The sequence below is a fragment of the Enterobacter quasiroggenkampii genome (assembly GCF_043972695.1).
Classification (GTDB): Bacteria; Pseudomonadota; Gammaproteobacteria; order Enterobacterales; family Enterobacteriaceae; genus Enterobacter; species Enterobacter quasiroggenkampii.
Genome location: NZ_CP143745.1, coordinates 1774020 through 1798242 on the forward strand (window position 1 = coordinate 1774020; position 24223 = coordinate 1798242).

Here is a 24223-nt window from a genome sequence, read left to right on the forward strand (position 1 = left end):
AAATAAAGTTGAAGAGGACGAGCATGATGGTGCATTCATCTGCCTGCGACTGTGAAGCCAGTCTGTGCGAGACCCTGCGCGGGTTCTCTGCTCAGCATCCTGACAGCGTGATCTATCAGACATCGCTAATGAGCGCCCTGCTAAGCGGCGTGTATGAAGGAGAGACCACCATCGCCGATCTCCTGGCACACGGTGACTTTGGTCTGGGCACCTTCAACGAGCTGGACGGTGAAATGATCGCCTTCAGCAGCCAGGTGTACCAGCTGCGCGCCGACGGCAGCGCCCGGGCCGCGAAGCCGGAGCAAAAAACGCCGTTTGCGGTGATGACCTGGTTCCAGCCGCAGTATCGTATCACCTTCAATGCGCCGGTCAGCCGTCAGCAGATCCACGACGCGATCGACCAGCAGATCCCCTCCGATAACCTGTTCTGCGCGTTGCGCATTGACGGCAACTTCCGCCATGCCCACACCCGTACAGTACCGCGCCAGAAGCCGCCGTATCGCGCGATGACCGACGTGCTGGACGACCAGCCGGTGTTCCGCTTTAACCAGCGCGAAGGGGTGCTGGTCGGGTTCCGCACGCCGCAGCATATGCAGGGCATCAACGTGGCGGGCTACCACGAACATTTCATTACCGACGACCGTCAGGGCGGGGGGCATCTGCTCGACTACCAGCTGGAGAGCGGCGTGCTCACCTTCGGTGAAATTCACAAGCTGATGATCGACCTGCCCGCCGATAGCGCGTTTTTACAGGCCAACCTTCACCCCAGCAATCTGGATGCGGCGATCCGTGCCGTCGAAAACTAACAGGAGAACTACCGTGAACAGTGAGAAACAGTCACGTCAGTGGGCGCACGGCGCCGATTTGGTTGTCGGCCAGCTGGAAGCGCAGGGCGTGAAGCAGGTGTTCGGGATCCCGGGGGCGAAAATCGACAAGGTCTTTGACTCCCTGCTGGACTCCTCTATCGAGATCATTCCGGTGCGTCACGAAGCCAACGCGGCGTTTATGGCGGCGGCGGTAGGGCGTCTGACCGGCAAGGCCGGGGTGGCGCTGGTGACCTCCGGGCCCGGCTGTTCCAACCTGATCACCGGCATTGCCACCGCCAACAGCGAAGGCGACCCGGTGGTGGCGCTGGGCGGGGCGGTGAAGCGGGCGGATAAAGCCAAGCTGGTGCACCAGAGCATGGACACCGTCGCCATGTTCAGCCCGGTCACCAAATACGCCGTGGAGGTGAGTGCGCCGGACGCGATTGCTGAGGTGGTTTCCAACGCGTTTCGCGCCGCCGAGCACGGCAGGCCGGGGGGCGCCTTCGTCAGCCTGCCGCAGGATATTGTCGATCAGCCCGCCACGGGGGCGATTTTACCCGCCAGCGGTCCCGCGCTGATGGGGCCGGCACCGGAATCCGCCATCAACGACGTGGCGAAGCTTATCGAAAAGGCCAAAAACCCGGTCATCCTGCTGGGGCTGATGGCGAGCCAGCCCGCCAACAGCGCCGCGCTGCGCAAGCTGCTGGAGAAAAGCCGTATTCCGGTCACCAGCACCTATCAGGCCGCCGGGGCGGTGAACCAGGAGCACTTCACCCGCTTCGCCGGACGCGTCGGTCTGTTCAATAACCAGGCGGGTGACCGGCTGCTCCATCTGGCGGATCTGATTATCTGCATCGGCTACAGCCCGGTGGAGTACGAGCCGTCCATGTGGAACAGCGGCGACGCCACGCTGGTGCACATTGATGTGCTGCCAGCCTATGAAGAACGTAACTACGTGCCGGATCTGGAGCTGGTGGGGGACATCGCCGAAACCCTGAATCAGCTCGCTAACCGTATCGACCATAAGCTTGAGCTAAGCCAGCGGGCCTCCGAAATTCTGGTCGACCGCCAGCATCAGCGCGATCTGCTCGATCGTCGCGGCGCCTCGCTTAATCAGTTTGCCCTGCATCCGCTGCGCATCGTGCGCGCCATGCAGGACATCGTCAATAACGACGTGACGCTCACCGTGGATATGGGCAGCTTCCACATCTGGATCGCCCGCTATCTCTACAGCTTCCGGGCGCGTCAGGTGATGATCTCCAACGGCCAGCAGACCATGGGCGTCGCGCTGCCGTGGGCCATTGGCGCGTGGCTGGTCAACCCGAGCCGCAAGGTGGTGTCGGTCTCCGGCGACGGCGGCTTCCTGCAGTCGAGCATGGAGCTGGAAACCGCGGTCCGCCTCAACGCTAACGTGCTGCACATCATCTGGGTGGATAACGGCTACAACATGGTTGCCATTCAGGAAGAGAAAAAATACCAGCGTCTTTCCGGCGTCGAGTTCGGCCCGGTCGATTTCAAAGTCTATGCCGACGCCTTTGGCGCGAAAGGCTTTGCCGTGGAGAGCGCCGACGCGCTCGAACCCACGCTGCGTGCGGCAATGGATGTGGATGGCCCTGCCGTGGTGGCCATTCCCGTCGACTACAGCGATAACCCGCTGCTGATGGGCCAGCTCCATCTCAGCCAGATTTTGTGACTCAACATAAGGACAGAGAAATGCAAAAAGTTGCTCTCGTAACAGGCTCAGGCCAGGGGATTGGTAAAGCGATTGCGCTTCGCCTGGTGAAGGATGGGTTTGCCGTCGCCATTGCCGACTATAACGCGGAGACGGCCAGAGCCGTGGCCGATGAAATTATCCGTAACGGCGGTAACGCCGTCGCCGTGAAGGTGGACGTCTCTGACCGCGAGCAGGTATTTGCGGCGGTAGAGAAAGCCCGCACCGCGCTGGGCGGTTTCCACGTGATCGTCAATAACGCCGGGATCGCGCCGTCCACGCCGATCGAGTCCATCACGCCGGAGATTGTCGACAAGGTCTACAACATTAACGTGAAAGGGGTGATCTGGGGGATCCAGGCCGCGATTGACGCGTTCCGCAAAGAGGGGCACGGGGGCAAAATCATCAACGCCTGCTCCCAGGCGGGCCACACCGGCAACCCGGAACTGGCCGTCTACAGTTCCAGTAAGTTCGCGGTGCGCGGCTTAACCCAGACCGCCGCGCGGGATCTTGCGCCGCTGGGGATCACCGTTAACGCCTACTGTCCGGGCATCGTGAAAACGCCGATGTGGGCAGAGATCGACCGTCAGGTCTCCGAGGCGGCGGGTAAACCGCTGGGCTACGGGACCGAAACCTTTGCCAAACGCATCACGCTTGGCCGCCTGTCCGAACCGGAAGATGTCGCTGCCTGCGTTTCATACCTGGCAGGACCGGATTCCGACTACATGACCGGCCAGTCTCTGCTCATCGATGGTGGGATGGTGTTCAACTAAAAATTCAATACTAATAAGCTCTGACATGAGTTTTCCCCTGCACCCGTGCAGGGGCTTTTTTTTGTCTCCTCCGCCATTGTGCATTACACTGCGCGCTGCAAAACTTTAGTCATTACGATCTGACAGGCGGTAACAGCGATGAACGGTACAATCACAACGTGGTTTAAAGATAAAGGCTTTGGATTTATCAAAGATGAAAACGGCGACAACCGCTATTTTCATGTGATTAAGGTCGCGAACCCCGATCTGATTAAGAAAGATGCCGCGGTGACCTTCGAGCCAACCACCAACAACAAAGGCCTTTCCGCCTACGCGGTGAAGGTGATCCCCGAAAGCAAACATCTCTATATCGCAGGCGAGCGCGTGAAGCTCACCTCGATCAAATCCTTCGTGGTGTTCAACGAAGAAGAGCCCGCGGATACCAAAATCGACAAAGAAAATGCGGTGCTGTCGGTGGGGCTGCTGATGAACAGCATCAAGCCGAAATCTGATAAAAAGCCGGGCGAAATGCGCACGGTGAAGAAGCTGGCGATCACCACCTTCCAGAATACGACGCTGATCTTCACCGAAGATGAGATCGACATTGATGCCACGGTGAAGCTGCTTAAGTAACGTTTTGCCGGGTAGCGGCGACGCCTTACCCGGCCTACAAAATAACCTCATACGCGCCACCGGGCACCGCCGCGCGCACTTAACCCATCCTGTGCTCGCCCCGTAACATCGCCTCACGGTCAAACACCTTCTGGATCTTCCCGTGCGCCATCAATGCCGCCCGGTCGGACATATGGGCAATCACATCCGCGTCGTGACTGACCAGCAGATAGGTCATCTCATGCTCGGCCTTCAGGCGGTTAAGCAGGTTCAGGATTTCCGCCTGTACCGACATATCCAGCGCCGAGGTCGGTTCATCCAGCAACAGAAGCTGCGGGCGCAGCAGCAGCGCGCGGGCAATGGCAACGCGCTGACGCTGGCCGCCGGAAAGCTGGTGCGGGTAGCGCCTGCCCGCGTCGGCGGAGAGCCCCACCTCGTGCAGCGCATTGGCCACCTTTTCCGCGATTTGCGTCTCGCCGTGGATGCTTAACGGCTCCGACAGCGTGCGCGCAATGGTGTGGTTCGGGTGCAGCGACGCCCACGGATCCTGAAACACCATCTGCACGTTGCGGCGAAACTCGCCTTCAAAACGTCGCCCTGGCGTTAACGCTTTTCCCAGCAGCGCAATATTGCCGCGCCACTCGCGCTGCAGCCCTGCCAGCACGCGCAGAAGGGTCGATTTGCCGCAGCCGGATTCGCCAATCAGGCTGAACGTCTCGCTTCTCTCAATGCTAAAGCTGGCGGCAGAGACCGCCGTTTTTTCCCCGAAGGTGACCTGCACCTGGTTAACCTCAACGAGCGCCATCGTTGGCCTCCTTCCACGGCTGTGAACGATCGAGCGTCGGCAGCATCTGTCCATAAGTATGGGCGTCTGGACGACAGGTCCACAGGGTTCGCGTGTACGGATGCGTCGCCTGCGGGAGCTGGCTCGCTGTCATCTCATCCACCTTTTCGCCCTGATACATCACCAGCACGCGGTCGCAGTGCTCCGCCACCAGCGGAAGATCGTGGCTGATTAACAGCATCGCCATCTGGCGTTCTTCGCACTGCTGCACCAGCAGCTCGAGGATCTGGTTGCGCAGGCGCGCGTCCAGCGCGGAGGTCGGTTCGTCGGCAATCAGCACCTGCGGGTTGTTGATCAGCGCAATCGCAATCATCACCCGCTGGCCCATGCCCCCGGAAAGTTCGCCGGGGTAGCGTGACAGCACGTTCTCGCTCAGCCCGACGGCGCGGAGGATGTCGTGAATGCGCGCCGCACGCTCCGGGCGCGGCAGGCGCTGATGCAGCGTGAGCGCCTCCTCAAGCTGGACGGCGACGCTTTTGACGGGGTTAAGGGCGTAACGCGGATCCTGCAGGACCATCGCAATGCCGTTGCCGCGCAGCGCCTGCCAGCGGCGGGCGTTCAGGGTCAGCAGGTCGTTGCCCAGTACGTTAAGCCGGTTGGCGCTCACGATACCGGGTTTACGCACCAGACCCATCAGGGCGCGGGCGGACATGGACTTGCCGGAGCCGGATTCCCCCACCAGCGCCAGCCGCTCGTTGCCAAGCGTAAAGCTCAGGTTGTTGACCACGCGTGCGGCGGGGTAGTCGATATTCAGCGCATCGACGATGACGCGGGGTTTAGTCATGCTGTGGCTCCAGTACGTCGCGCAGGCCATCGCCTAGCAGGTTAAAGGCCAGGCTGGCAAACAGAATCGCCCCGCCCGGAATGGCGGCAATCCACCACTGGTCGAAAATGACCTGCATGCCGTCGGCAATCATCGCCCCCCATTCGGCCATGGGCGGACGCGCGCCAAGGCCGAGGAAGCCGAGACCGGCGGCGGCCAGAATAATCCCCGCCAGATCCAGCGCCAGCCGCACAATCGCGGAGGGCAGGCACAGGGGCAGAATATGGCCGACCAGCAGGCGCAGGCCGCGGATACCCATCATCTCGGCGGCGGCCAGATAATCGCTGTGGCGCAGACGCTGGATCTCGCTCCGCGCCTGCCGCGCGTAGGCAGGCCAGGTGGTTAAGGCCAGCGCCAGCGCACCGTTGACCAGCCCCGGACCGAGCATCGCCACAAATGCGAAGGCGAGGATCAGGCGCGGCATTGACATCACCACGTCGGTGAAGCGCATCAGGATACGCTCCATCCAGCCGCCGTAGTAGCCGGACAAAATGCCCACCAGCAGCCCGGCGGGCAGGGTAATAACCGTCACCAGGGCCACCAGCCCGAGCGCCGGACGCGTGCCGTAAATCAGGCGCGAGAGCAGATCCCGCCCGTAGCCGTCGGTGCCCAGCCAGTGCTGGCCGTTCGGTGCCTGCAGGCGCGCGGCGGCGTCCTGCCAGTTCGGATCAACCGGCGCCAGCCAGGGGGCGAACAGGGCAATAATCACCAGCAGCGCGATGGCAATCAGTCCGCAAACGGCGGCAGGGGAGCGGCGCAGGCGGCGTAAGAAGAGATAAAACGGCATCAGCGCATCCTGGGGTCGGTCGCCCGCACAAGCAGGTCGGTAAGGTTATTGATCAGGACAAAACAGACGCCAATCAGCAGCGTGCCGCCCATGACCGCGGTGGTGTCTCCGGCGAACAGGGCGGTGGTGAGATAGCGTCCGATGCCCGGCCACGAGAACACGGTCTCTGTTAATACCGCACCCTCCAGCATGCTGGTGTAGGCCAGGGCAATCACCGTCAGCAGGGTGCTGCGAATGTTCGGCAGGACGTGGCGCAGCAGAATGGTCATCTCCCCGGCGCCCTTGGCGCGGGCAAGGAGGATGTACTCCTTGTTCATTTCGCCGAGGCAGGAGGAGCGGGTCAGGCGGGTAATGCTCGCCAGCGAGTAATAGGCCAGCACCACCACCGGCAGCACCAGGTGGCTGAGGGCGTTGCTGAATGCCTCGCGATCGCCGGAAAGCCAGGTATCTATCAGCGCAAAGCCGGTGCGTGGCTCGACGGTGAACTGCCAGATATCGTCCAGCCTGCCGGGGCCCGCGCTCCACTGCAGCCTGGCGTAGAACAGGGCCAGCATCAGCAGGCCAAGCCAGAAAATCGGCACCGAGTTGCCGAGCAGGGTGAGCGTTCTGATCGCTAAGTCCAGTGGCGAACCGGCGTAGCGGGCGCACAGCACACCCGCAATCACGCCGAGTACCGTGCCGATAATTAGCGCTAGCGTTGCCAGCTCCAGCGTGGCGGGAAAGGCGTGCAGCAGATCCTGCAGCACCGGCTGCCCGGTGGCGCTGGCGGTGCCCAAATCACCGTGGACAAGGTTTTGCAGGTAGTGCCAGAACTGCACGGGCAGGGGACGATCCAGCCCAAGCTGGTGGCGAACCTGATCGTACGTCGACTGGCTGGCGTGATCCCCGACGATCTGGAGCACGCGATCGACCGGTGAAAACGCCGAGAGCGCAAACGTGACGAGCAGCAGCCCGAAGAGCGTGAGCAGCAGGGTCAGCAGGCCCTGAAGCACGCGGGTGGAAAGATGTGGCATGAGAAATCTCTTCATGCCGGGTGCGGCTTCGCCTTACCCGGCCTACAAAAACCAAGAACACAGGCCGGGTCAGCGCAGCGCCACCCGGCAACAAGGGCTACTTCGTGACGCGATCGTACCAGACCATATCCGCGTTCAGCCCCTGCTGATACCCCTTCACGTTATCGCGCACCACGATCTGGGTTTTGCCCTGATCGACGAACACGTACGGCGAGCTCTGCTGCAGTTGTTCCTGCATTTTCTTGTACAGATCCAGACGCTTCGCCGGATCCGGTTCGGCAACCGCCGCCAGCGTGGCCTTGTTCAGTTCCGGGATTTTCCAGCCGTTCAGACCGGCCACGGTGCTGGACTTCCCGTCGTTCCACGCGAAGGCGCTGGCGTTAGAGTGCGCATCGAAGTAGTCCGGGATCCACAGACGGATCGCCGCCTGATGCTGCTTAGCGCGCACGCGGGCATAGACCTGGCTCCCGGCGGCAGGCAGCAGATCCACCTTCACGCCACCCTGAGCGAAGCTCGCCTGCATCGACTGGGCGATGGTGATAAACGGCGGCTTGTTCTCCACGTCCAGCGTGAAGTGCGCGTCCTTAATACCCGCTTTAGCGAGAATGGCTTTCGCTTTTGCCGGGTCAAATTTAAACGGATTGTCTTCCAGCGCGCCCGGCAGGCCGACCGGCAGGAAGCTCTGATGAACAAAATACTGGCCTTTCAGCAGGTTCTTCGTGATGCCGTCATAATCGACCAGCCAGCGCGACGCTTCCCAGAAGGCCGGGTTATTCAGCAGCGGATTGGCGCTGTTGCCGGTGTTAAACACCAGGTAATTCTGCTCGGCGGACGGGATGCTCAGCACCTTCACACCCAGCTTGCCGTCCAGGGCGCTAATCTGGTCTGCACCCAGATCGCGCGCCACGTCCGCATCCCCCTGCTGGATCAGCAGGCGGCGTGAAGCCGGATCGGGGACGTTTTTAATGATGATGCTTTTGAGCTTCGGCGCGCCGCCGGGCGCGGCGTCGTTAGCTTCCAGCACGATGGCCTGATGCGGCTGATAGACGCGCATTTTGAAGGCGCCGCTGCCCGCCGAGTGCATTTTCAGCCACGCGTTACCGAAGTCATTATCCTTCACGTTCGCGGCGACCTCTTTTTCATCGACGATGGAGGCAATCGGCGTGGAGAGGATATTCAGCGCCACCGACGGGCTGACGTCCGCCGTCCAGTGAAGCTGGAGGGTATGATCGTCCACCTTTTTCAGCTGGCTGGCGATGTTGCTCGCCTCCCAGCCCAGCACGTTGAGGATAAAGGCCGGGGATTTGTTCAGCGTCACGGCGCGGGTATAAGAGAAGATCACATCTTCCGGGCGCAGCGGGTTGCCGGAGGCGAATTTCGCATCGGGTTTAAGCTTGATGGTCAGGGTTTTTGCTGCCGCGTCCGCTTCCCAGCTTTCTGCCAGAATCGGCGTGATTTTTTCCGGATTATCGCGGTCCGGCTGCACCAGACGCTGGTACAGGCTCGGCACGGTCTGGATGCTGGAGAGCTCGTTGGCTTCGGCCGGGTCGAGGCTCACGATATCATCAAGCCCCTGGGCAACCACCAGCGTGTTGGGCGGCGTAGCGGCGTGGGCTGCGCCTGAGAGCGCAGCCAGCACCAGTAACGGCAACAGTTTTTTTGTCATAGCGATCCCTGAGAAGAATATATTGTGATTGTTTTATGCTCCGCTACGTTAGGGCGACTGTGACATTCCACAAAGTCGAAATTCAGCTTTACTTATGCCTTCCGGGAATATCGCATGCGCTCGGGCTATTAAAACACGCTGCTTTTCGCCTGCTTTTTAACCTGCTATAACAAATGCCTTACCTTTCAGGGAGTCATCGCCGTGCCCGAAATCAATCAACATGGTCAAACCGTTAACGATATCGTTCCCGACTGGAAAGGCGCGCGCGCGTTAACCCGCACGCCGCTGTTCGGCCAGTATTGTCGCCTGGAGCCGCTGGACGCTGACCGCCACGCGGCCGATCTCTATGAGGCCTACGCGCTGGGCGACGACAGCGACTGGACGTGGCTTGCCAGCACGCAGCCCACGAGCGTGGAAGCCACCGCGCACTGGATCATGGCGAAGGTCATGGATGATGAGCTTGTGCCGTTTGCCGTCATTGACTTACGTACCGAACGTGCGGTGGGGCTGGTGAGCTATATGGCCAACGAGCGGCTACTGGGGTCGGTGGAGATAGGACACGTGACCTGGTCGCGTAAAATGAAAGGTTCCCGCATCGGCACTGAAACGGTGTGGCTGCTGCTGAAAAATGCGTTTGAGCACGGCTACCGGCGGCTGGAGTGGAAGTGCGATTCGATGAACGTGGCCTCACGCAGGGCGGCGGAGCGGCTGGGGTTTGTCTGGGAAGGGCGCCTGCGCCAGAAGCTGGTGCGCAAAGGGCGCAACCGCGACAGCGATATGCTTTCTATAATTGACGGCGAATGGCCGCAAAGAGACGCGGAGCTGCGCGCCTGGCTGGCGGCGGAGAATTTTGACGACGACGGGCGTCAGATAAAGCGTCTTGAGGCGTTTCGGTTATAAGTTTTTTATGTAGGGTACAGCGTAAACGCGCGGCTAATCCGCGGAAATCGCGATTTCAATCAGGTTGGTTTTTCCTGACTGTAGCCCGCGCGCTACCGCTTCGGCGATATCGGCAGCTTCGGTTACCCGGCAGCAGTGGACGCCCATGGCGGTGGCCAGCGACTGAAAATCGATATGCGGGTTCACCAGGTCCATCCCGATAAAACGCCCCAGCCGCGTTGAGCTGTAGTCAGCCTGGCTCTTCATAAAGTTTTTCAGGATGTTGTACTCCCTGTTATTCATGACGATAAAGGTGACCGGCAGATTTTCGTGTGCCGCCGTCCAGAGCGCCTGCGGCGAGTACAGGGAGGCTCCGTCACCTATCAGGCAGACCACCGGCTCCCGTCCGCGTCCCAGCGAGTGCCCTACTGAGGCAGGCATCCCCCAGCCCAGTCCGCCGCCGCGCATAAAGTAGTAGCGCTGGTGCTGCTGGTCAGAGATGAACCGGCGGACATGCCTGGCGGTCGCTATCGCCTCATCAACGATGGTGGTACCCGCCGGAATGGATCGGATGACTTCCCAGGCTGCGACCATCGGGGAGATCGCCGGGCGTAGCCGCTCGGCGGCCAGACGTTCCTCCTGCTGCTGCCACTCCTTCTCCCGTTCGTCGCGGGCCGCAACCAGCAGCCGCTGGTGGACCAGCCTGCTGGCGATCAGGCGCTGCTCAAGCTTCGGCAACAGTTCGTGCAGGGAGAGCTTGATATCCCCCATCACCGAAAGGCGAGTGGCATACGTACGGCCAAGCTCGTGCATATCCGCCGAGAGCTGATACACCGCGCAGGTCGCCGGAATGGCCTCGCCCTCGCTGTACAAAATGGTGATCAGGCTTCTGCCGCCGATGATGAATACGGCATCGTAGGCGTTGATGATGCTGGCGATTTCGCTGGCGGTGGTGGGCATATTGCCCCGCCAGAGCGCGTGCTGAGTGGGAAAAGGTAAATTCAGCGGCCAGGAGGATCCGTAGACGTGGGCGCTGAGCGCTTCCGCCAGCTGGACAATCTCCTGCATCGAGCCGCTGGAGTGCACCTCATCGCCCGCCACAATCATGATCCTGCCGGGCGTAACCTGGCTCAGTTCTTCGGCCAGTTCGTCCAGCGAGCCCGCCACGGTGTGGTAGTTCACTTTAGAGGCCGTTTGTATCCCGGCGTCGCTCAGCTCTTCCATCACGTCCATTGGCAGAGAGAGCAGCACCGGACCAGCCGGAGGATAGCTGGCAGCGTGAAACGCGCGGCGCACCAGCACCGGGAGCTGGTCGGCGCTGGTGACCTCCTGCGCCCATTTCATGACCGGGGAGCCAATGGAGACAATGTCATCGTACAGGAGCGGGTCGCGCACGTAGTGTCGCGTATCCTGCTGTCCGACGGTGACAACCAGCGGGGTTTTCATGATCCGCGAATTAATGAGATTCCCCATCCCGTGCCCCAGACCGCTGGCGGTATGCAAATTGATAAAGCCCGTTTTGCCGGAGGCTTTCGCATAGCCGTCAGCAATTGCCACCACGGTGCTCTCCTGTAGCGCCAGAATATAGTGAATATTTTCATGGCGAAGCAGGGCATCAATGAGTGGAAGCTCGGTGGTTCCGGGGTTGCCAAAAATATATTCCACGCTTTCACTCTCCAGCACTTCAAGGAGAATATCGGCACCCGTTCGCATATTGAGATCTGATAAGGACGTTAATGATTTAATCATACTGACACCTCATTCAGTATTATTTAACCCAGGCTAAAATTCTTCCTGCGTTGGACGAACAACAATTTCATTAATATCAACGTCGCCAGGCTGTTCAATAGCAAATAAAACCGCGCGGGCAATTGCTTCAGCCGGAATAGCCTGCTTATAAAACTCATGGAGAAATTTTTTGCTCTCTTCGTCAGAGCTACCGAATTGCAGTTCGCTCTCGACGGCGCCGGGCGAAATAAGCGTCGTGCGGAGGGTTCTACCCGCCTCCTGACGTAAGCCTTCACTCAGCGCGCGGACGGCGAATTTCGTGGCGCTGTACACCACGCCGCCAGGCGCCAGCACCTTGATGCCCGCGACGGAGGCAACGTTAATAAAATGCCCGCTGCCCTGACGCTGGAACACCGGGAAAGCGGCAGCGATGCCGTACAGTACCCCTTTCAGATTGGTGTCAATCATCTTGTCCCATTCGTCGGTTTTCAGCTCGCTAAGCGGGGCGATAGCCATAAAGCCCGCGTTGTTGATCAGCACATCCACGCGCTGGTAGGCGTCAACGGCAGCGTCAATGGCGCGCTGAACCTCTTCCTGACGGGTGACATCGGCCTTGACGGCAATAGCCTTGCCGCCTTGCTGAATAATCTGATCCACCAGGGCATTAATTCTGTCCAGACGGCGCGCCACCAGCACCAGCGAAAACGCGTTATTCGCTAAATGGAGGGCAATCGCCTGACCAATACCGCTGCTGGCACCGGTAATGACAACAACCTTGTTTGCACTATTATTCATGATCTTATCTCGCTATTGAGTGATGCAAAAAATAAAAGGCAGAGAAGCGTTAATGAATAATGACAAATTCATTAACGCGGTTTTTGATATATTGTGTATCGGGAATAAAATGATGTTCGTTTAAAACTTAATGGAGTGCGGGAGAGTCTGTCAATGTCGTTTTTTAATAATCAAATTAATTACAGGCTTAATATTTAATTCTTATAGGTAACCGAGAATAGTATATAAATGAAATCAGGTCACGATAGTGGCCCTGCGAACAGGGCCTGAGATTACAATTTGCCACTGTAAAGCACCGGCCCTGTCGGGAGACCAGTGGGCGAGCCGCCCTCTGGTTCAAGGCTTATGGCTATCATGGCGTCAGGAGGGAGCGTTGTGTTCCTGAGGGTGACGCGTGTGGGGATGTCGTTATGCAGCAGCCCCATGGATATCGGCGCCTGCCCGCCTGGGATCAGCCAAAGCTGCAGGCTGTGTTGCGCCGCGACGGCCGTTGGTCGAAGAGGGGCAATGCTCAGGTGCTGACGGCTGGCGTCCGCGCTGACGACCCACTGTCCGTGCTGTTGGGTATCGTTGAGTACCATCAGCGGAGCGAGTTCCGGGGTACGGATGGCATACCAGGCAACGACCGACAGGGCGGCGAGGGAGGCCGCAGCCATCCAGCCGACATAAGGCCGACTTTTGCGTAAAGGCTTTTTGGGCGGCAGATCGAGGGCGATTCTCTTCCACACCGTCTCGGGTGGAGGGACGGGCACAAGATGACTATCCAGCGTGCTGAACATCTCCTGCCAGTACGCCACGCGGGCGGCCAGAGCGGGTTCATGGAGGACCCTTTTCTGGAACTGAAGCCGCGCTCCTCCCCGCAGCGTGCCGAGGGCATACTCTGCTGCCAGCATGTCGTCACGTTTTTCTGCGTCATTCATAGCCCGACACACTCCCGAAGATGGTCCATTGCCCGACGTATCCAGCTTTTCACCGAGCCCAGAGGCTGCTGGAGCCAGTCGGCAATGTCGCTGTGAGACATTCCCTGATAGTAGGCGAGCGTAATGCTCTGGCGCTGCTCGCTGCTCAAATGTTCGAGACACTGTCTGAGCCGTTCTGCCTGCACATCGTCGTGCCAGTTATTCTGCTCATCGTTCTCGCAAGGCAGAATCGCGTCGTTATACGCCGTCTCGCGGTCGGCAGCGCGGGTTTGCCCGCTGCGCAGCCAGTCAATACAGCGGTTGCGCACAATGTGCGTAAGCCAGGTCATCGGGGAGCTCAGTGTAGCGTTGTAGGTTTCGGCTTTACTCCAGACGGTGATAAAACAGTCGTGAAGGATCTCTTCTGCCCACGCGCGGTCACGCAGCATGCGCAGCGCGACGGCAAACAGGTGTGGCGACGTGAGTCGATAAAGTTGTTCAAATGCACGGCGATCGCCGTTTGCGACCGCCTGCATTAATTTCATTTGCTGTTCAGCCAGCGCGTTATCCATGTTTTTCCCGGAAGGCAACGTCACACTTCCGAAGTATAGACAACTACTTAGGCATCAGGACGGTATCAATCACATCGATCACGCCGTTTTTTTGATGAACGTCATAGGTGCTAATGTTCGCCACATTGCCTTTACCGTCCTTAAGCTGAATATTGTGCGGGCCGTTGCTCATGATCCACAGTGGCTGACCGTTAACGGTCTTCAGCTCCGCGTGGCCGCCGCCCTGTTTAATTTTCTGCTCCAGCGCTTTCATATCGTAATTACCGGCGACCACGTGATAGGTCAGGATGCTGGTGAGCGTGGCTTTGTTTTCGGGTTTGACCAGGTTCTCGACCGTGCCGGCAGGCAATTTCGCAAACGCCGCATTGGTCGGCGCAAACACGGTGAACGGCCCTTTGCTCTGAAGCGTATCCACCAGTCCTGCCGCTTTGACGGCGGCTACCAGCGTGGTGTGATCTTTCGAGTTTATGGCGTTTTCAACAATATTTTTGCTCGGGAACATTTCCGCTCCGCCCACCATCACGGAGCCTGACGTCATGGCGGCTGATGCGCTTGCACAGAAGAGTAAAGCGCTGGTTACGAATGCAACACGGGTTAGCTTTTTCATCATCTTTCCTCGGATTGGGGAGCAAAGGGGTTGCTCACAAACTCATATACGAGGGGCGGGTGGAAACTGGATGCAGGAAAATAAAAATAAATTTTTGAAGGGGGAGGTTAATCCCCTCTCCCCTATGGAGCTGAGGGGGCCCCACAAAGTAATGCCAGCACGGAACAGTCCCCTCGCCCCTCCGGGGAGAGGGTTAGGGTGAGGGGAACATACAGCTGTTGTGGTCATTCCGTTCACTTTATGTTCCTTGCTACTCTGTAACCCCATAACCTGTGAACGTGCCAGGGTGGCTCAGTCGCCACCACCCTGGCGACCCGGGCTCCCGGCGGTAAATCGCCGCTACGCGGTGCCCTCGGCTTATTCCTTCCGGCTTATCGGGGACGGGCGGAGGTAACGTCCCTGTAAAGCCCGCCCTCTCGGCGCATCCATGCGCCTCGCCCCGGCCTGCAGGAAACGCCTCAGCGATTTACAGCCGGACCAGGGCATCGCTGAAAGGCTTCAGTCGTTCTTAAACAACGTTATTGATGCTGCTTAAAATTACTGGGGATCCCTCAGCCTATGGGGAGAGGGGCAGGGTGAGGGGAAATATCCTCAGCGCCTCACCGGTGCCCCGTTCGCCACATAATACGCCGCTGTGCTCTTCGCCAGCGGCTCGCGTCCACGAATGGCGTCGGCAATCTTTTCGCCAATCATAATGGTGGTGGCGTTCAGGTTGCCGGTGATGATCTGCGGCATAATCGACGCATCCACCACGCGCAGCCCTTCCAGCCCGTGAACGCGGCCTTCGCCGTCGACCACCGCCATCTCGTCATAGCCCATCTTGCAGGTGCCGCACGGGTGGAAGGCGGTTTCGGCGTGGTTGCGCACGAACTCGTCCAGCTGCTCGTCGGTCTGGCAGTCAATACCCGGACTGATTTCACGGCCGCGGTACTTGTCCAGCGCGGGCTGGTGCATGATCTCGCGGGTGATGCGGATCGCGTCGCGGAACTCCTGCCAGTCCTGCTCGTGGGACATGTAGTTGAACAGGATCGCCGGATGCTGGTGCGGATCGCGCGACTGGATGCGCACGTGCCCACGGCTCGGCGAGCGCATGGAGCCGACGTGGCACTGGAAGCCGTGCTCTTTCACCGCGTTCGAGCCGTTGTAGTTAATCGCCACCGGCAGGAAGTGGTACTGAATGTTCGGCCACTCAAACTCTTCACGGCTGCGGATAAACCCACCCGCTTCGAAGTGGTTGCTCGCGCCCACGCCGGTGCCGCCAAACAGCCACTCGGCGCCAATCTTCGGCTGGTTCCACCACTGCAGGGCAGGATAGAGGGAGACCGGCTCTTTACATTCGTACTGGAGGTACATCTCCAGGTGATCCTGCAGGTTTTCGCCCACGCCGGGCAGATCGTGTACCAGCGGGATATCGAACTGTTTCAGCAGGTCAGCGTTGCCCACGCCGGAGCGCTGGAGGATCTGCGGAGAGGCAATCGCCCCGGAACTCAGCAGCACTTCTTTTTTTGCCGTCGCTTTGGATGGGATGGTGCTTTCACCCTCCAGCCACTCGACGCCCACCGCGCGCTTGCCCTCAAAGAGGATGCGATCGGTCATGGCGTGGGTGCGGATGGTCAGATTTGGGCGCGGTTTCGCCTGATCCAGATAGCCGCGCGCGGTGCTGGCGCGTCGGCCCTGCGGCGTGACCGTGCGGTCCATCGGGCCGAAGCCCTCCTGCTGATAGCCGTTGAGATCGTCGGTGCGCGGATAGCCCGCCTGCACGCCCGCCTCCACCATTGCCTCAAACAGCGGGTTCACGCCCGGTTTCGAAGTGGTGACGCTCACCGGACCGTCGCCGCCGTGATAGTCGTTCGGCCCCACGTCGCGCGTCTCTGCCTTGCGGTAGTAGGGCAGGCAGTTGAGGTAGCTCCAGTGCTCCAGACCCGGCTCTTTTGCCCAGTGGTCGAGGTCCATCGCGTTACCGCGGATGTAGCACATGCCGTTGATCAGCGACGAGCCGCCCAGCCCTTTGCCGCGCCCGCACTCCATGCGGCGGTTGTTCATGTACGGCTCTGGCTCGGTTTCGTACGCCCAGTTGTAGCGCTTGCCCTGCAGCGGGAACGCCAGCGCGGCGGGCATCTGGGTGCGGAAGTCAAAGCGGTAATCCGGTCCGCCTGCTTCAAGCAGCAGGACGGTGGTGTTCGGATCTTCAGTCAGTCGTGTAGCCAGCACGTTGCCGGCAGAGCCGGCCCCGATAATGATGTAGTCAAATTGCAAATAAACCTCCCGGTTAAAATATGGACTGGAATTTACCCATCTCAACCTGGATGGACTTCACCTGGGTATAGCTCTGCAGCGTCATGACGCCGTTCTCGCGGCCAATGCCGGAGTGCTTGTAGCCGCCGACCGGCATCTCTGCAGCGGATTCACCCCAGGTGTTGATCCAGCAGATGCCCGCCTCGAGCTGATGAATGGCACCGTGGGCGCGGTTCAGGTCGGCCGTGACGATGCCTGCCGCCAGCCCGTAGTCGGTGTCGTTGGCGCGGCGAATCGCTTCCTCAATGGACTCATAGGTGAGGATGGACATCACCGGGCCGAAGATCTCTTCGCGCACGATGGTCATCTCGTCGGTGCAGTCGGTGAACACGGTCGGGGCCACCCACGCGCCGTTATCGAAGCCTTCGCCCTTCAGCACGTCGCCGCCGCACAGCACGCGCGCGCCTTCCTCTTTGCCTTTGGCGATGTAGCGCATCACGCTGTCGCGGTGCGGGAAGCTGACCATCGGACCAAAGTTGGTAGCTTCATCGAACAGATCGCCCGCGCGGATGCGGCCCACGCGCTCAACGATTTTCTGCTCAAACGCGGCTTTGAACTTAGCCGGAACAAACACGCGGGTGCCGTTGGTGCACACCTGGCCGGAGCTGAAAAAGTTGGCCATCATGGCAATGTCCGCCGCGAGATCCAGATCCGCATCGTCAAAAATAATCAGCGGCGATTTGCCGCCCAGCTCCATCGTCACCTCTTTCAGGGAGGAGGCCGCGGCGTTCGCCATCACCTTTTTGCCGCTGGCGACGCCGCCGGTAAAGGAGACTTTGGCGATGCCCGGATGCTCGGTCAGGTACTGGCCGGTCTCCGCACCCACGCCCGGCAGGACGTTAAACACGCCGTCCGGCAGGCCCGCTTCGGTGTAGATCTCGGCAAGCTTCAGGGCGGTAAGCGGCGTCACTTCGCTCGGCTTGAAGATCATTGCGTTGCCCGCCGCCAGCGCCGGGGCCGATTTCCACAGGGCGATCTGGATCGGGTAGTTCCACGCGCCGATGCCCGCCACCACGCCCAGCGGCTCGCGGCGGGTATAGACGAATGAGGTCTCACGCAAGGGGATCTGGCTGCCTTCCAGCGCCGGGATCAGACCCGCGTAGTACTCCAGCACGTCCGCACCGGTGACGATATCCACGGTTGAGGTTTCGGAATACGCTTTACCGGTGTCGAGGGTTTCCAGCTTTGCCAGATCGTCGTTGCGCTCGCGCAGGATGTCGACGGCGCGACGCAGGATGCGAGAGCGCTCCATGGCGGTCATCGCCGCCCAGACTTTTTGCCCGCGCGTTGCGCTTTCTACGGCGCGATCGACGTCTTCGCGCCCGGCGGCCTGTACGGTCGCCAGGACTTCACCGTTGGCCGGGTTGATGGTCTCGAAGGTGCGACCGCTGGTGGCCGATGTATAACCACCATTGATATAAAGCTGCTGTTCTGCCATTCGGGACATAAATTCTCCTCGGTTATTCGGTCGGTAAATGCTGGCTGATAAAGTGGCTGGTCAGTGACTGCGCCAGGGTCTTATCCAGCGGCTTGCCGCTCAGCGCGGCGCGCAGCCACAGCCCGTCGATCAGCGCCGCCAGCCCATATCCCGCCTCCTGGGCCTGCTCGCGCGGAAGCTCGCGGCGGAACTCGTACACCAGGTTCGACAGCAGGCGGCGGCTGCTCACCTGCTGCAGGCGGTAGAGCATCGGCTGATGCATGCTGCTTGCCCAGAAGGCCAGCCAGGCCTTCATCGCCGCGCTGCTCACCTGGGTTTCATCAAAGTTACCGCCGACAATCGCCTGCAGACGCTGCTCCGCGCTGCCGTTCGGCAGGGCGTGCAGGCGGCTTAATACCGCATCGCGCAGCTGGCCGGTGATGTCGCGCATAGTCGCTTCCAGCAGGCCGTTTTTGTCTTTGAAATAGTGACTGATGATCCCCGTGGAAACGCCTGCCCGACGGGCGATCTGCGCGATCGTCGCGTCATGCATTCCCACTTCATTTATTGCTTCCAGCGTGGCGTCGATAAGCTGCCTGCGCCGGATCGGCTGCATCCCCACTTTGGGCATTTTTGCCACTCCATTCATCAGCGTTGGTTAACCATTAAAGCGGTTTTTGATTGGACGTTCAATATAAAATGTGTCTTAATTGTTGCGGATTTGGATTTTAATAGTTACAAAAATAGTGAGGATACTGGATGACAGACCTTTCACAGGACAGAGAAAAAGACAAAATCAACCCGGTCGTTTTTTATACGTCCGCCGGGCTGATTTTGTTGTTTTCCCTGACAACGATCTTCTTTCGCGATTTTTCTGCCGAGTGGATTGGACGCACCCTGAACTGGGTGTCAAAGACCTTCGGCTGGTACTACCTGCTGGCGGCGACGCTCTATATCGTCTTTGTGGTCTGCATTGCCTGCTCGCGCTTCGGCTCCGTTAAGCTCGGTCCCGAGCAGTCCAAGCCCGAGTTCAGCCTGCTGAGCTGGGCCGCGATGCTGTTTGCCGCGGGCATCGGCATCGACCTGATGTTCTTCTCCGTGGCGGAACCGGTCACGCAGTATATGCAGCCCCCGGAAGGGGCAGGGCAGACGATGGAGGCCGCACGCCAGGCGATGGTCTGGACGCTGTTCCACTACGGCCTGACCGGCTGGTCAATGTACGCCCTGATGGGGATGGCGCTGGGATACTTTAGCTATCGTTATAATTTGCCCCTCACCATCCGCTCCGCGCTGTACCCAATTTTCGGTAAAAAGATCAACGGCCCGATTGGCCACAGCGTCGACATTGCGGCGGTGATCGGCACCATCTTCGGCATCGCGACAACGCTCGGGATTGGCGTGGTGCAGCTCAACTACGGGCTGAGCGTGCTGTTTGATATTCCGGATTCGATGGCGGCGAAAGCGGCGCTGATTGCGCTCTCCGTCATTATCGCCACCATTTCGGTGACGTCGGGCGTCGATAAGGGCATCCGCGTGCTCTCCGAGCTGAACGTGGCGCTGGCGCTGGGCCTGATCCTGTTCGTGCTGTTTATGGGCGACACCTCATTCCTGCTCAATGCCTTAGTGCTGAACGTGGGCGACTACGTGAACCGCTTTATGGGCATGACGCTGAACAGCTTCGCCTTCGACCGCCCGGTGGAGTGGATGAACAACTGGACGCTTTTCTTCTGGGCGTGGTGGGTCGCGTGGTCGCCGTTTGTCGGCCTGTTCCTGGCGCGTATTTCACGTGGCCGCACCATCCGTCAGTTTGTTATGGGCACGCTGATTATCCCGTTCACCTTTACCCTGCTGTGGCTGTCGGTGTTCGGCAACAGCGCGCTCCATGAGATCATCCACGGCAACGCAACCTTTGCACAGGAAGCGATGGCGCACCCGGAGCGCGGCTTCTACAGCCTGCTGGCGCAGTACCCGGCGTTCACCTTTAGCGCTTCCGTGGCGACCATTACCGGCCTGCTGTTTTACGTCACCTCAGCGGATTCCGGCGCGCTGGTGCTGGGCAACTTCACCTCGAAGCTCAAAGACATCAACAGCGATGCGCCGAACTGGCTGCGCATCTTCTGGTCCGTCGCCATCGGCCTGCTGACGCTCGGCATGCTGATGACCAACGGCATCTCGGCGTTGCAGAACACCACGGTGATCATGGGGCTGCCGTTCAGCTTCGTTATCTTCTTCGTGATGGCCGGGCTGTATAAATCGCTCAAGGTGGAAGATTACCGCCGTGTCAGCGCCAGCCGCGACACCGCACCGCGTCCGATGGGGGCCCAGGACAGGCTGAGCTGGAAGAAACGCCTGTCGCGCCTGATGAACTACCCGGGCACGCGCTACACCAAACAGATGATGGAGACGGTCTGCTTCCCGGCAATGGAAGAGGTGGCGCAGGAGCTGAAGCTGCGCGGCGCCTACGTGGAGCTGAAAAACCTGCCGCCGGAGGAGGGCGAGACCCTGGGGCACCTGGACCTGCTGGTGCACATGGGCGACGAGCAGAATTTTGTCTACCAGATCTGGCCGCAGCAGTACTCGGTCCCCGGCTTTACCTACCGGGCGCGCAGCGGGAAGTCGACCTACTATCGGCTGGAGACCTTCCTGCTGGAAGGAAGTCAGGGGAATGATTTGATGGACTACAGCAAGGAGCAGGTGATTACGGATATTCTGGACCAGTATGAACGGCATCTGAACTTTATCCACCTGCACAGGGAAGCGCCGGGGAATAGCGTGATGTTCCCGGATACGTAAGTTACTTTTTTACAAACGCGCAATATAAGGCAAGTGTCTATCGGCACTTGCCTTTTTTATCTCTTGAGTTTGCTGGCAGAACTCATCACGGGAAGGGAAGAAGGAATGTGCCGGAATAATGTTAATTTTCATCAAAAAAATTGATCTGAGTGTGATCTCTCATGATGTGATTGATTTTTAATATGTTTTTTATTATTCACACGAGCGGGTGTTAGAGTTTTGTAAAGAAAATTCAGGTTTTGTATTGGGCGTTTTACTAAAACTCAAAGTTTTGTCATGAATAATCTTAAATTAACCCTATTAAGAAAAGGTTTAATTCCTTTTCTTTACTCTACTAACTTATTGATTTGATTTATTGATTGTTTTTTGTTTGGTTTTTTGTTCTGTTTTGTTAATTATAATGGATGAATATGCTTGTGTAATAATCGTGTTAAAAATTAGTGTTGGCTTTATACATTGTTTTATCAAAAGGATTTTTATACTTAATAATGTTACGTTAGCGGTTGAATATTTCTAATAGAGTCGAGATTGTGATTTTTTATCTTGATAAATCTGTCTCATTGTCACATTTTCTTCATTCAAATACCATCTTCTACAAATCAGGCGAACACTGATTACCCAGTGCGGAGGAGGAGATGTCAAAGAAATGAGAACGATAAGCCCCTAAGGAGTGGTTGTGCCTTTTGTCTCTGACGAACTTCTGTATGGATACACCATTTTCCAGCATCTGGAATACAGGCCAACAACGCGCACGCTAATTAATATCAAAAATGGCCGAATCAAAAGATTTGGTACAACGAAAGCCAGATTGTTTGAGTATTTATTGTCAGGAATGGATGAAGGAATTGTCTACGATAATGACATCATCGTACATGTTTTTGAGGATCATGGATTGCGGTGTTCCAGATCTTATCTACTGTCCATGATTAAAAAAATTCAAAATGCGTTTAATACCGTCGGCTTTGAGCGGTATCCCTTTGCAAGGGTTGATGGAAAAGCTTATGTAATCGATAGGTCTTGCTTAGAGCGCATATATGTTGTCAAAACTTCATCTTAATCATGTTATATGAATTAAAAAAAGGAATGAACGTTGACGACGCTATTGGTGTTCACTCGGAATTTTGCAATGAGGCAGGCCATTCAGGGCTTATCCTCAGCGGACAAAGCGGTATTCTTTTTTGATAACCGCCTTGAGTTTATCGTCTGTGCAACGATCCTGGATAAGCCTTGCATTTTGATTGATGCAATTGATGAAACAACAGATAACATAAGGTGGTTGTATTCTCGGCTCGCGGCCAGAGGATTATCGCGACGAACCTATTTTATTTCGCCAGAAGAAAACACAGGCAATAGCTATTTAAAACTCTTCTGGCTGGTTACGACGATCAAAGAGTTGAAGGCGCTTTGCGATCGCGCAGCGAAACTCCCCGCAACGGAAAAACCCTGGGAAGTAGCCGATGTTATTTACGACAGGTTATCGGTAAAGTTATCGCCAGAACATCTGGACTTTCTGATGTCGCTATACGATGTGGCGACCGGGAAATATCGTTGCAATGACCGCGATGACATAAATAAAAACTACTATTTAAGAAAGCGACTTGCATTAGGAAGCAGTTCAGAGATGAAACAGCTCATCGTTATTTTATCCACTCAGGCTTGTCACCATCCTTGTTTAAAATCAGCCTGACTGGGCAATAAATAATACATTAACTGGTTTAGCGGACTTATTCCGCTGTTCCTGCATTGACATGACGTCAATGCAGATAATGTTCAATCCTAAGGATAAAGCTATGCAAACTAAAGTTACCCGTGTAATTCGTAATGTCCTGGCGGCCGCTGCCGTGAGTGGAATCACCTTTGCCACTCAGGCGGCCGATGGAAAAATTAATTTCACCGGCACAATCCTTGATTCGGCCTGTACGATTGATACCAGTACGGCGAATCAGACCGTTAACCTTGGGAAAATCCCTAAAAGCTCGTTTAGCGCGGCCGGATCTGTTGCTGCTGCAACCCGCTTCAGCATTATGTTGAATAATTGCCCTGCGGCCGTTACCTCTGCATCCATTAAGTTTGATGGTACTGCAGACAGCTCTGACACCAGTATTCTTGCGCTGAATAGCGATCAAACGGCGAAAGGTGTAGGCGTTGCGTTTTATGAAGAGGACGGCATTACAGCGATCCCTCTGGCAACCCAGTCGAAGAGCATCACCCTTGACACCAGTGCAGGCGAAGATGCCGCAAATAGCAATAAGATGACCTTCGTGGCGAAATATAAGGCAACGCAGGCTGCCGTGGTGGCGGGTACTGCAAACGCGACGTCAGATTTTACCATCACCTATCAGTAATATCCCGGGCGTACCTAAGGTGCGCCCCGTTGTTTCTTGCTGAAATATTGGGAACGTATGATGAGTCAACTTATTCGAACGATTGCGTTATCAGGCGTTTGCCTGCTTTCTATACCGGTTCAGGCCAGCATAACCGTCGGGGGGACACGCTTAATTTATAATGGAAATGAAAGCGAAGCCTCACTCCCAGTGAGTAACAGTCGGGATGCCGTTCCCTATTTAATTCAGTCATGGGTTGAGTTAGGTGAAAACTCGAAGGAGAAGGTTTCTTTTATCGTCACGCCGCCCCTGTTCCGCCTCGACGGAGGCCATGAAAATACGCTGCGGATCATTTATACCGGTGAAAAAAAATTGCCTGATAATCGCGAATCTGTTTTTTGGCTAAACGTTAAGTCTATTCCCTCAATGACCCGGTCAGATGAAAATCGGCTGCTTATTGCCGTTAAGACGCGTATGAAAATTTTCTATCGCCCTGCGGCGCTGGCGTCTGAAAAATCTGGTGAGGCATGGACGAAATTAAAGTTTGAGACGCGCGGTGAACACCTGGTGATTAATAACCCAACGCCGTTCTACGTTTCTCTTTATTCATTAACGATTGGCAATAAAACGATTGCGCAGCCGCCGATGATTTCACCCTTTAGTTCCGCAACGGTGGCCGGCAGTGGAACGCAGGTGGCCTGGAAAGCCATAAATGATTTTGGTGGCGTAACGACAGAAAAGCGCCAGATGCTGAAATAAAAAATATTAACAATACGCTATGTCACTCGCGCAGGTAAGCAAAGTGAATACTGTTCCTTTTTCTCGATATGGTTTTTTCTCTGGCTCGTGGCCTAACCGCGTAAGTCGACTCTCGACGATAGCGCTTTTTATTTCGGGCGT

23 protein-coding genes are annotated in these 24223 nt (G+C 57.5%); 10 read left to right on the forward strand and 13 right to left on the reverse strand.

Going from position 1 to position 24223, the window contains the following annotated elements:
- Positions 1 to 26: 26 nt before the first annotated feature.
- The 4 genes from budA to V1572_RS08470 all read left to right on the forward strand — a co-directional run bounded on the left by budA (position 27) and on the right by V1572_RS08470 (position 3902).
- Positions 27 to 806: an acetolactate decarboxylase gene (gene budA / locus V1572_RS08455; protein WP_086374961.1), complete on the forward strand. Its 780-nt coding sequence runs from the start codon at positions 27 to 29 to the stop codon at positions 804 to 806.
- Complete coding sequence (alsS, locus tag V1572_RS08460) at positions 778 to 2499, forward strand: acetolactate synthase AlsS (RefSeq protein WP_198925452.1); 1722 nt, start codon at positions 778 to 780, stop codon at positions 2497 to 2499. The genes budA and alsS overlap by 29 nt, the downstream gene beginning before the upstream one ends.
- A gap of 20 nt (positions 2500 to 2519) precedes the next feature.
- Positions 2520 to 3290, forward strand: a complete 771-nt coding sequence (locus V1572_RS08465; RefSeq protein ID WP_023618768.1) for a (S)-acetoin forming diacetyl reductase — start codon at positions 2520 to 2522, stop codon at positions 3288 to 3290.
- A 138-nt stretch (positions 3291 to 3428) separates the two neighbouring features.
- Positions 3429 to 3902 carry a cold-shock protein gene (locus V1572_RS08470; RefSeq protein WP_045909648.1) on the forward strand — a complete coding sequence of 158 codons (474 nt, stop codon included), beginning with the start codon at positions 3429 to 3431 and terminating at the stop codon, positions 3900 to 3902.
- Positions 3903 to 3981: 79 nt separating this feature from the next.
- On the opposite strand, the gene V1572_RS08475 is transcribed toward V1572_RS08470, so the two are convergent.
- The 5 genes from V1572_RS08475 to V1572_RS08495 form a co-directional block, all read right to left on the reverse strand.
- A complete protein-coding gene (locus V1572_RS08475; protein ID WP_048026915.1) occupies positions 3982 to 4686 on the reverse strand; it encodes an ABC transporter ATP-binding protein in 705 nt (234 codons plus the stop codon).
- Entirely contained in the window at positions 4673 to 5509 is an 837-nt protein-coding gene (locus V1572_RS08480) for an ABC transporter ATP-binding protein (protein WP_395299862.1), read from the reverse strand. The genes V1572_RS08475 and V1572_RS08480 overlap by 14 nt, the downstream gene beginning before the upstream one ends.
- Positions 5502 to 6335 carry an ABC transporter permease gene (locus V1572_RS08485; RefSeq protein ID WP_262808835.1) on the reverse strand — a complete coding sequence of 278 codons (834 nt, stop codon included), beginning with the start codon at positions 6333 to 6335 and terminating at the stop codon, positions 5502 to 5504. Before V1572_RS08485 ends, V1572_RS08480 begins: the two co-directional genes overlap by 8 nt.
- Positions 6335 to 7348, reverse strand: coding sequence for an ABC transporter permease (locus tag V1572_RS08490; RefSeq protein WP_395299863.1), 1014 nt, complete (start codon positions 7346 to 7348; stop codon positions 6335 to 6337). Before V1572_RS08490 ends, V1572_RS08485 begins: the two co-directional genes overlap by 1 nt.
- Positions 7349 to 7445: 97 nt before the next feature.
- Positions 7446 to 9014 carry an ABC transporter substrate-binding protein gene (locus V1572_RS08495; RefSeq protein ID WP_395299864.1) on the reverse strand — a complete coding sequence of 523 codons (1569 nt, stop codon included), beginning with the start codon at positions 9012 to 9014 and terminating at the stop codon, positions 7446 to 7448.
- A 201-nt stretch (positions 9015 to 9215) separates the two neighbouring features.
- On the opposite strand from V1572_RS08495, the gene V1572_RS08500 reads away from it, so the two are divergent.
- Positions 9216 to 9914 carry a GNAT family N-acetyltransferase gene (locus V1572_RS08500; RefSeq protein WP_045909642.1) on the forward strand — a complete coding sequence of 233 codons (699 nt, stop codon included), beginning with the start codon at positions 9216 to 9218 and terminating at the stop codon, positions 9912 to 9914.
- Positions 9915 to 9947: 33 nt separating this feature from the next.
- Here V1572_RS08500 and V1572_RS08505 read toward each other — a convergent pair whose 3' ends face one another.
- From V1572_RS08505 to betI, 8 genes are all read right to left on the reverse strand, one after another.
- The gene (locus tag V1572_RS08505; RefSeq protein ID WP_395299865.1) at positions 9948 to 11642 is read right to left on the reverse strand and encodes a thiamine pyrophosphate-binding protein; all 1695 of its coding nucleotides are present in this window, start codon (positions 11640 to 11642) and stop codon (positions 9948 to 9950) included.
- A gap of 33 nt (positions 11643 to 11675) precedes the next feature.
- Complete coding sequence (locus tag V1572_RS08510; protein ID WP_252073951.1) at positions 11676 to 12416, reverse strand: SDR family oxidoreductase; 741 nt, start codon at positions 12414 to 12416, stop codon at positions 11676 to 11678.
- 272 nt (positions 12417 to 12688) lie between these two features.
- The gene (locus V1572_RS08515) at positions 12689 to 13336 is read right to left on the reverse strand and encodes an anti-sigma factor domain-containing protein (RefSeq protein ID WP_252073955.1); all 648 of its coding nucleotides are present in this window, start codon (positions 13334 to 13336) and stop codon (positions 12689 to 12691) included.
- On the reverse strand, positions 13333 to 13887 hold the full coding sequence (locus V1572_RS08520) for an RNA polymerase sigma factor (RefSeq protein WP_395299866.1): 555 nt from the start codon (positions 13885 to 13887) through the stop codon (positions 13333 to 13335). Before V1572_RS08520 ends, V1572_RS08515 begins: the two co-directional genes overlap by 4 nt.
- Before the next feature lie 43 nt (positions 13888 to 13930).
- Positions 13931 to 14494, reverse strand: coding sequence for a fasciclin domain-containing protein (locus V1572_RS08525; RefSeq protein WP_395299983.1), 564 nt, complete (start codon positions 14492 to 14494; stop codon positions 13931 to 13933).
- 591 nt (positions 14495 to 15085) lie between these two features.
- The gene (gene betA / locus V1572_RS08530; RefSeq protein WP_395299867.1) at positions 15086 to 16750 is read right to left on the reverse strand and encodes a choline dehydrogenase; all 1665 of its coding nucleotides are present in this window, start codon (positions 16748 to 16750) and stop codon (positions 15086 to 15088) included.
- A gap of 13 nt (positions 16751 to 16763) precedes the next feature.
- The gene (gene betB, locus V1572_RS08535) at positions 16764 to 18236 is read right to left on the reverse strand and encodes a betaine-aldehyde dehydrogenase (protein WP_032656123.1); all 1473 of its coding nucleotides are present in this window, start codon (positions 18234 to 18236) and stop codon (positions 16764 to 16766) included.
- A gap of 13 nt (positions 18237 to 18249) precedes the next feature.
- Entirely contained in the window at positions 18250 to 18837 is a 588-nt protein-coding gene (gene betI, locus V1572_RS08540) for a transcriptional regulator BetI (RefSeq protein WP_023343550.1), read from the reverse strand.
- Between the two features lie 128 nt (positions 18838 to 18965).
- Here betI and betT point away from each other — a divergent pair, with 128 nt between their 5' ends.
- The 5 genes from betT (at position 18966) to V1572_RS08565 (ending at position 24082) form a co-directional block, all read left to right on the forward strand.
- A complete protein-coding gene (gene betT, locus V1572_RS08545) occupies positions 18966 to 20999 on the forward strand; it encodes a choline BCCT transporter BetT (protein ID WP_045335450.1) in 2034 nt (677 codons plus the stop codon).
- A 676-nt stretch (positions 21000 to 21675) separates the two neighbouring features.
- Positions 21676 to 22056 carry a hypothetical protein gene (locus V1572_RS08550; RefSeq protein ID WP_025912684.1) on the forward strand — a complete coding sequence of 127 codons (381 nt, stop codon included), beginning with the start codon at positions 21676 to 21678 and terminating at the stop codon, positions 22054 to 22056.
- A gap of 33 nt (positions 22057 to 22089) precedes the next feature.
- Positions 22090 to 22686: a hypothetical protein gene (locus tag V1572_RS08555; protein WP_262765323.1), complete on the forward strand. Its 597-nt coding sequence runs from the start codon at positions 22090 to 22092 to the stop codon at positions 22684 to 22686.
- A gap of 103 nt (positions 22687 to 22789) precedes the next feature.
- A complete protein-coding gene (locus V1572_RS08560) occupies positions 22790 to 23344 on the forward strand; it encodes a fimbrial protein (RefSeq protein WP_262765321.1) in 555 nt (184 codons plus the stop codon).
- Between the two features lie 57 nt (positions 23345 to 23401).
- Entirely contained in the window at positions 23402 to 24082 is a 681-nt protein-coding gene (locus tag V1572_RS08565; RefSeq protein ID WP_395299868.1) for a molecular chaperone, read from the forward strand.
- Positions 24083 to 24223 lie beyond the last annotated feature (141 nt).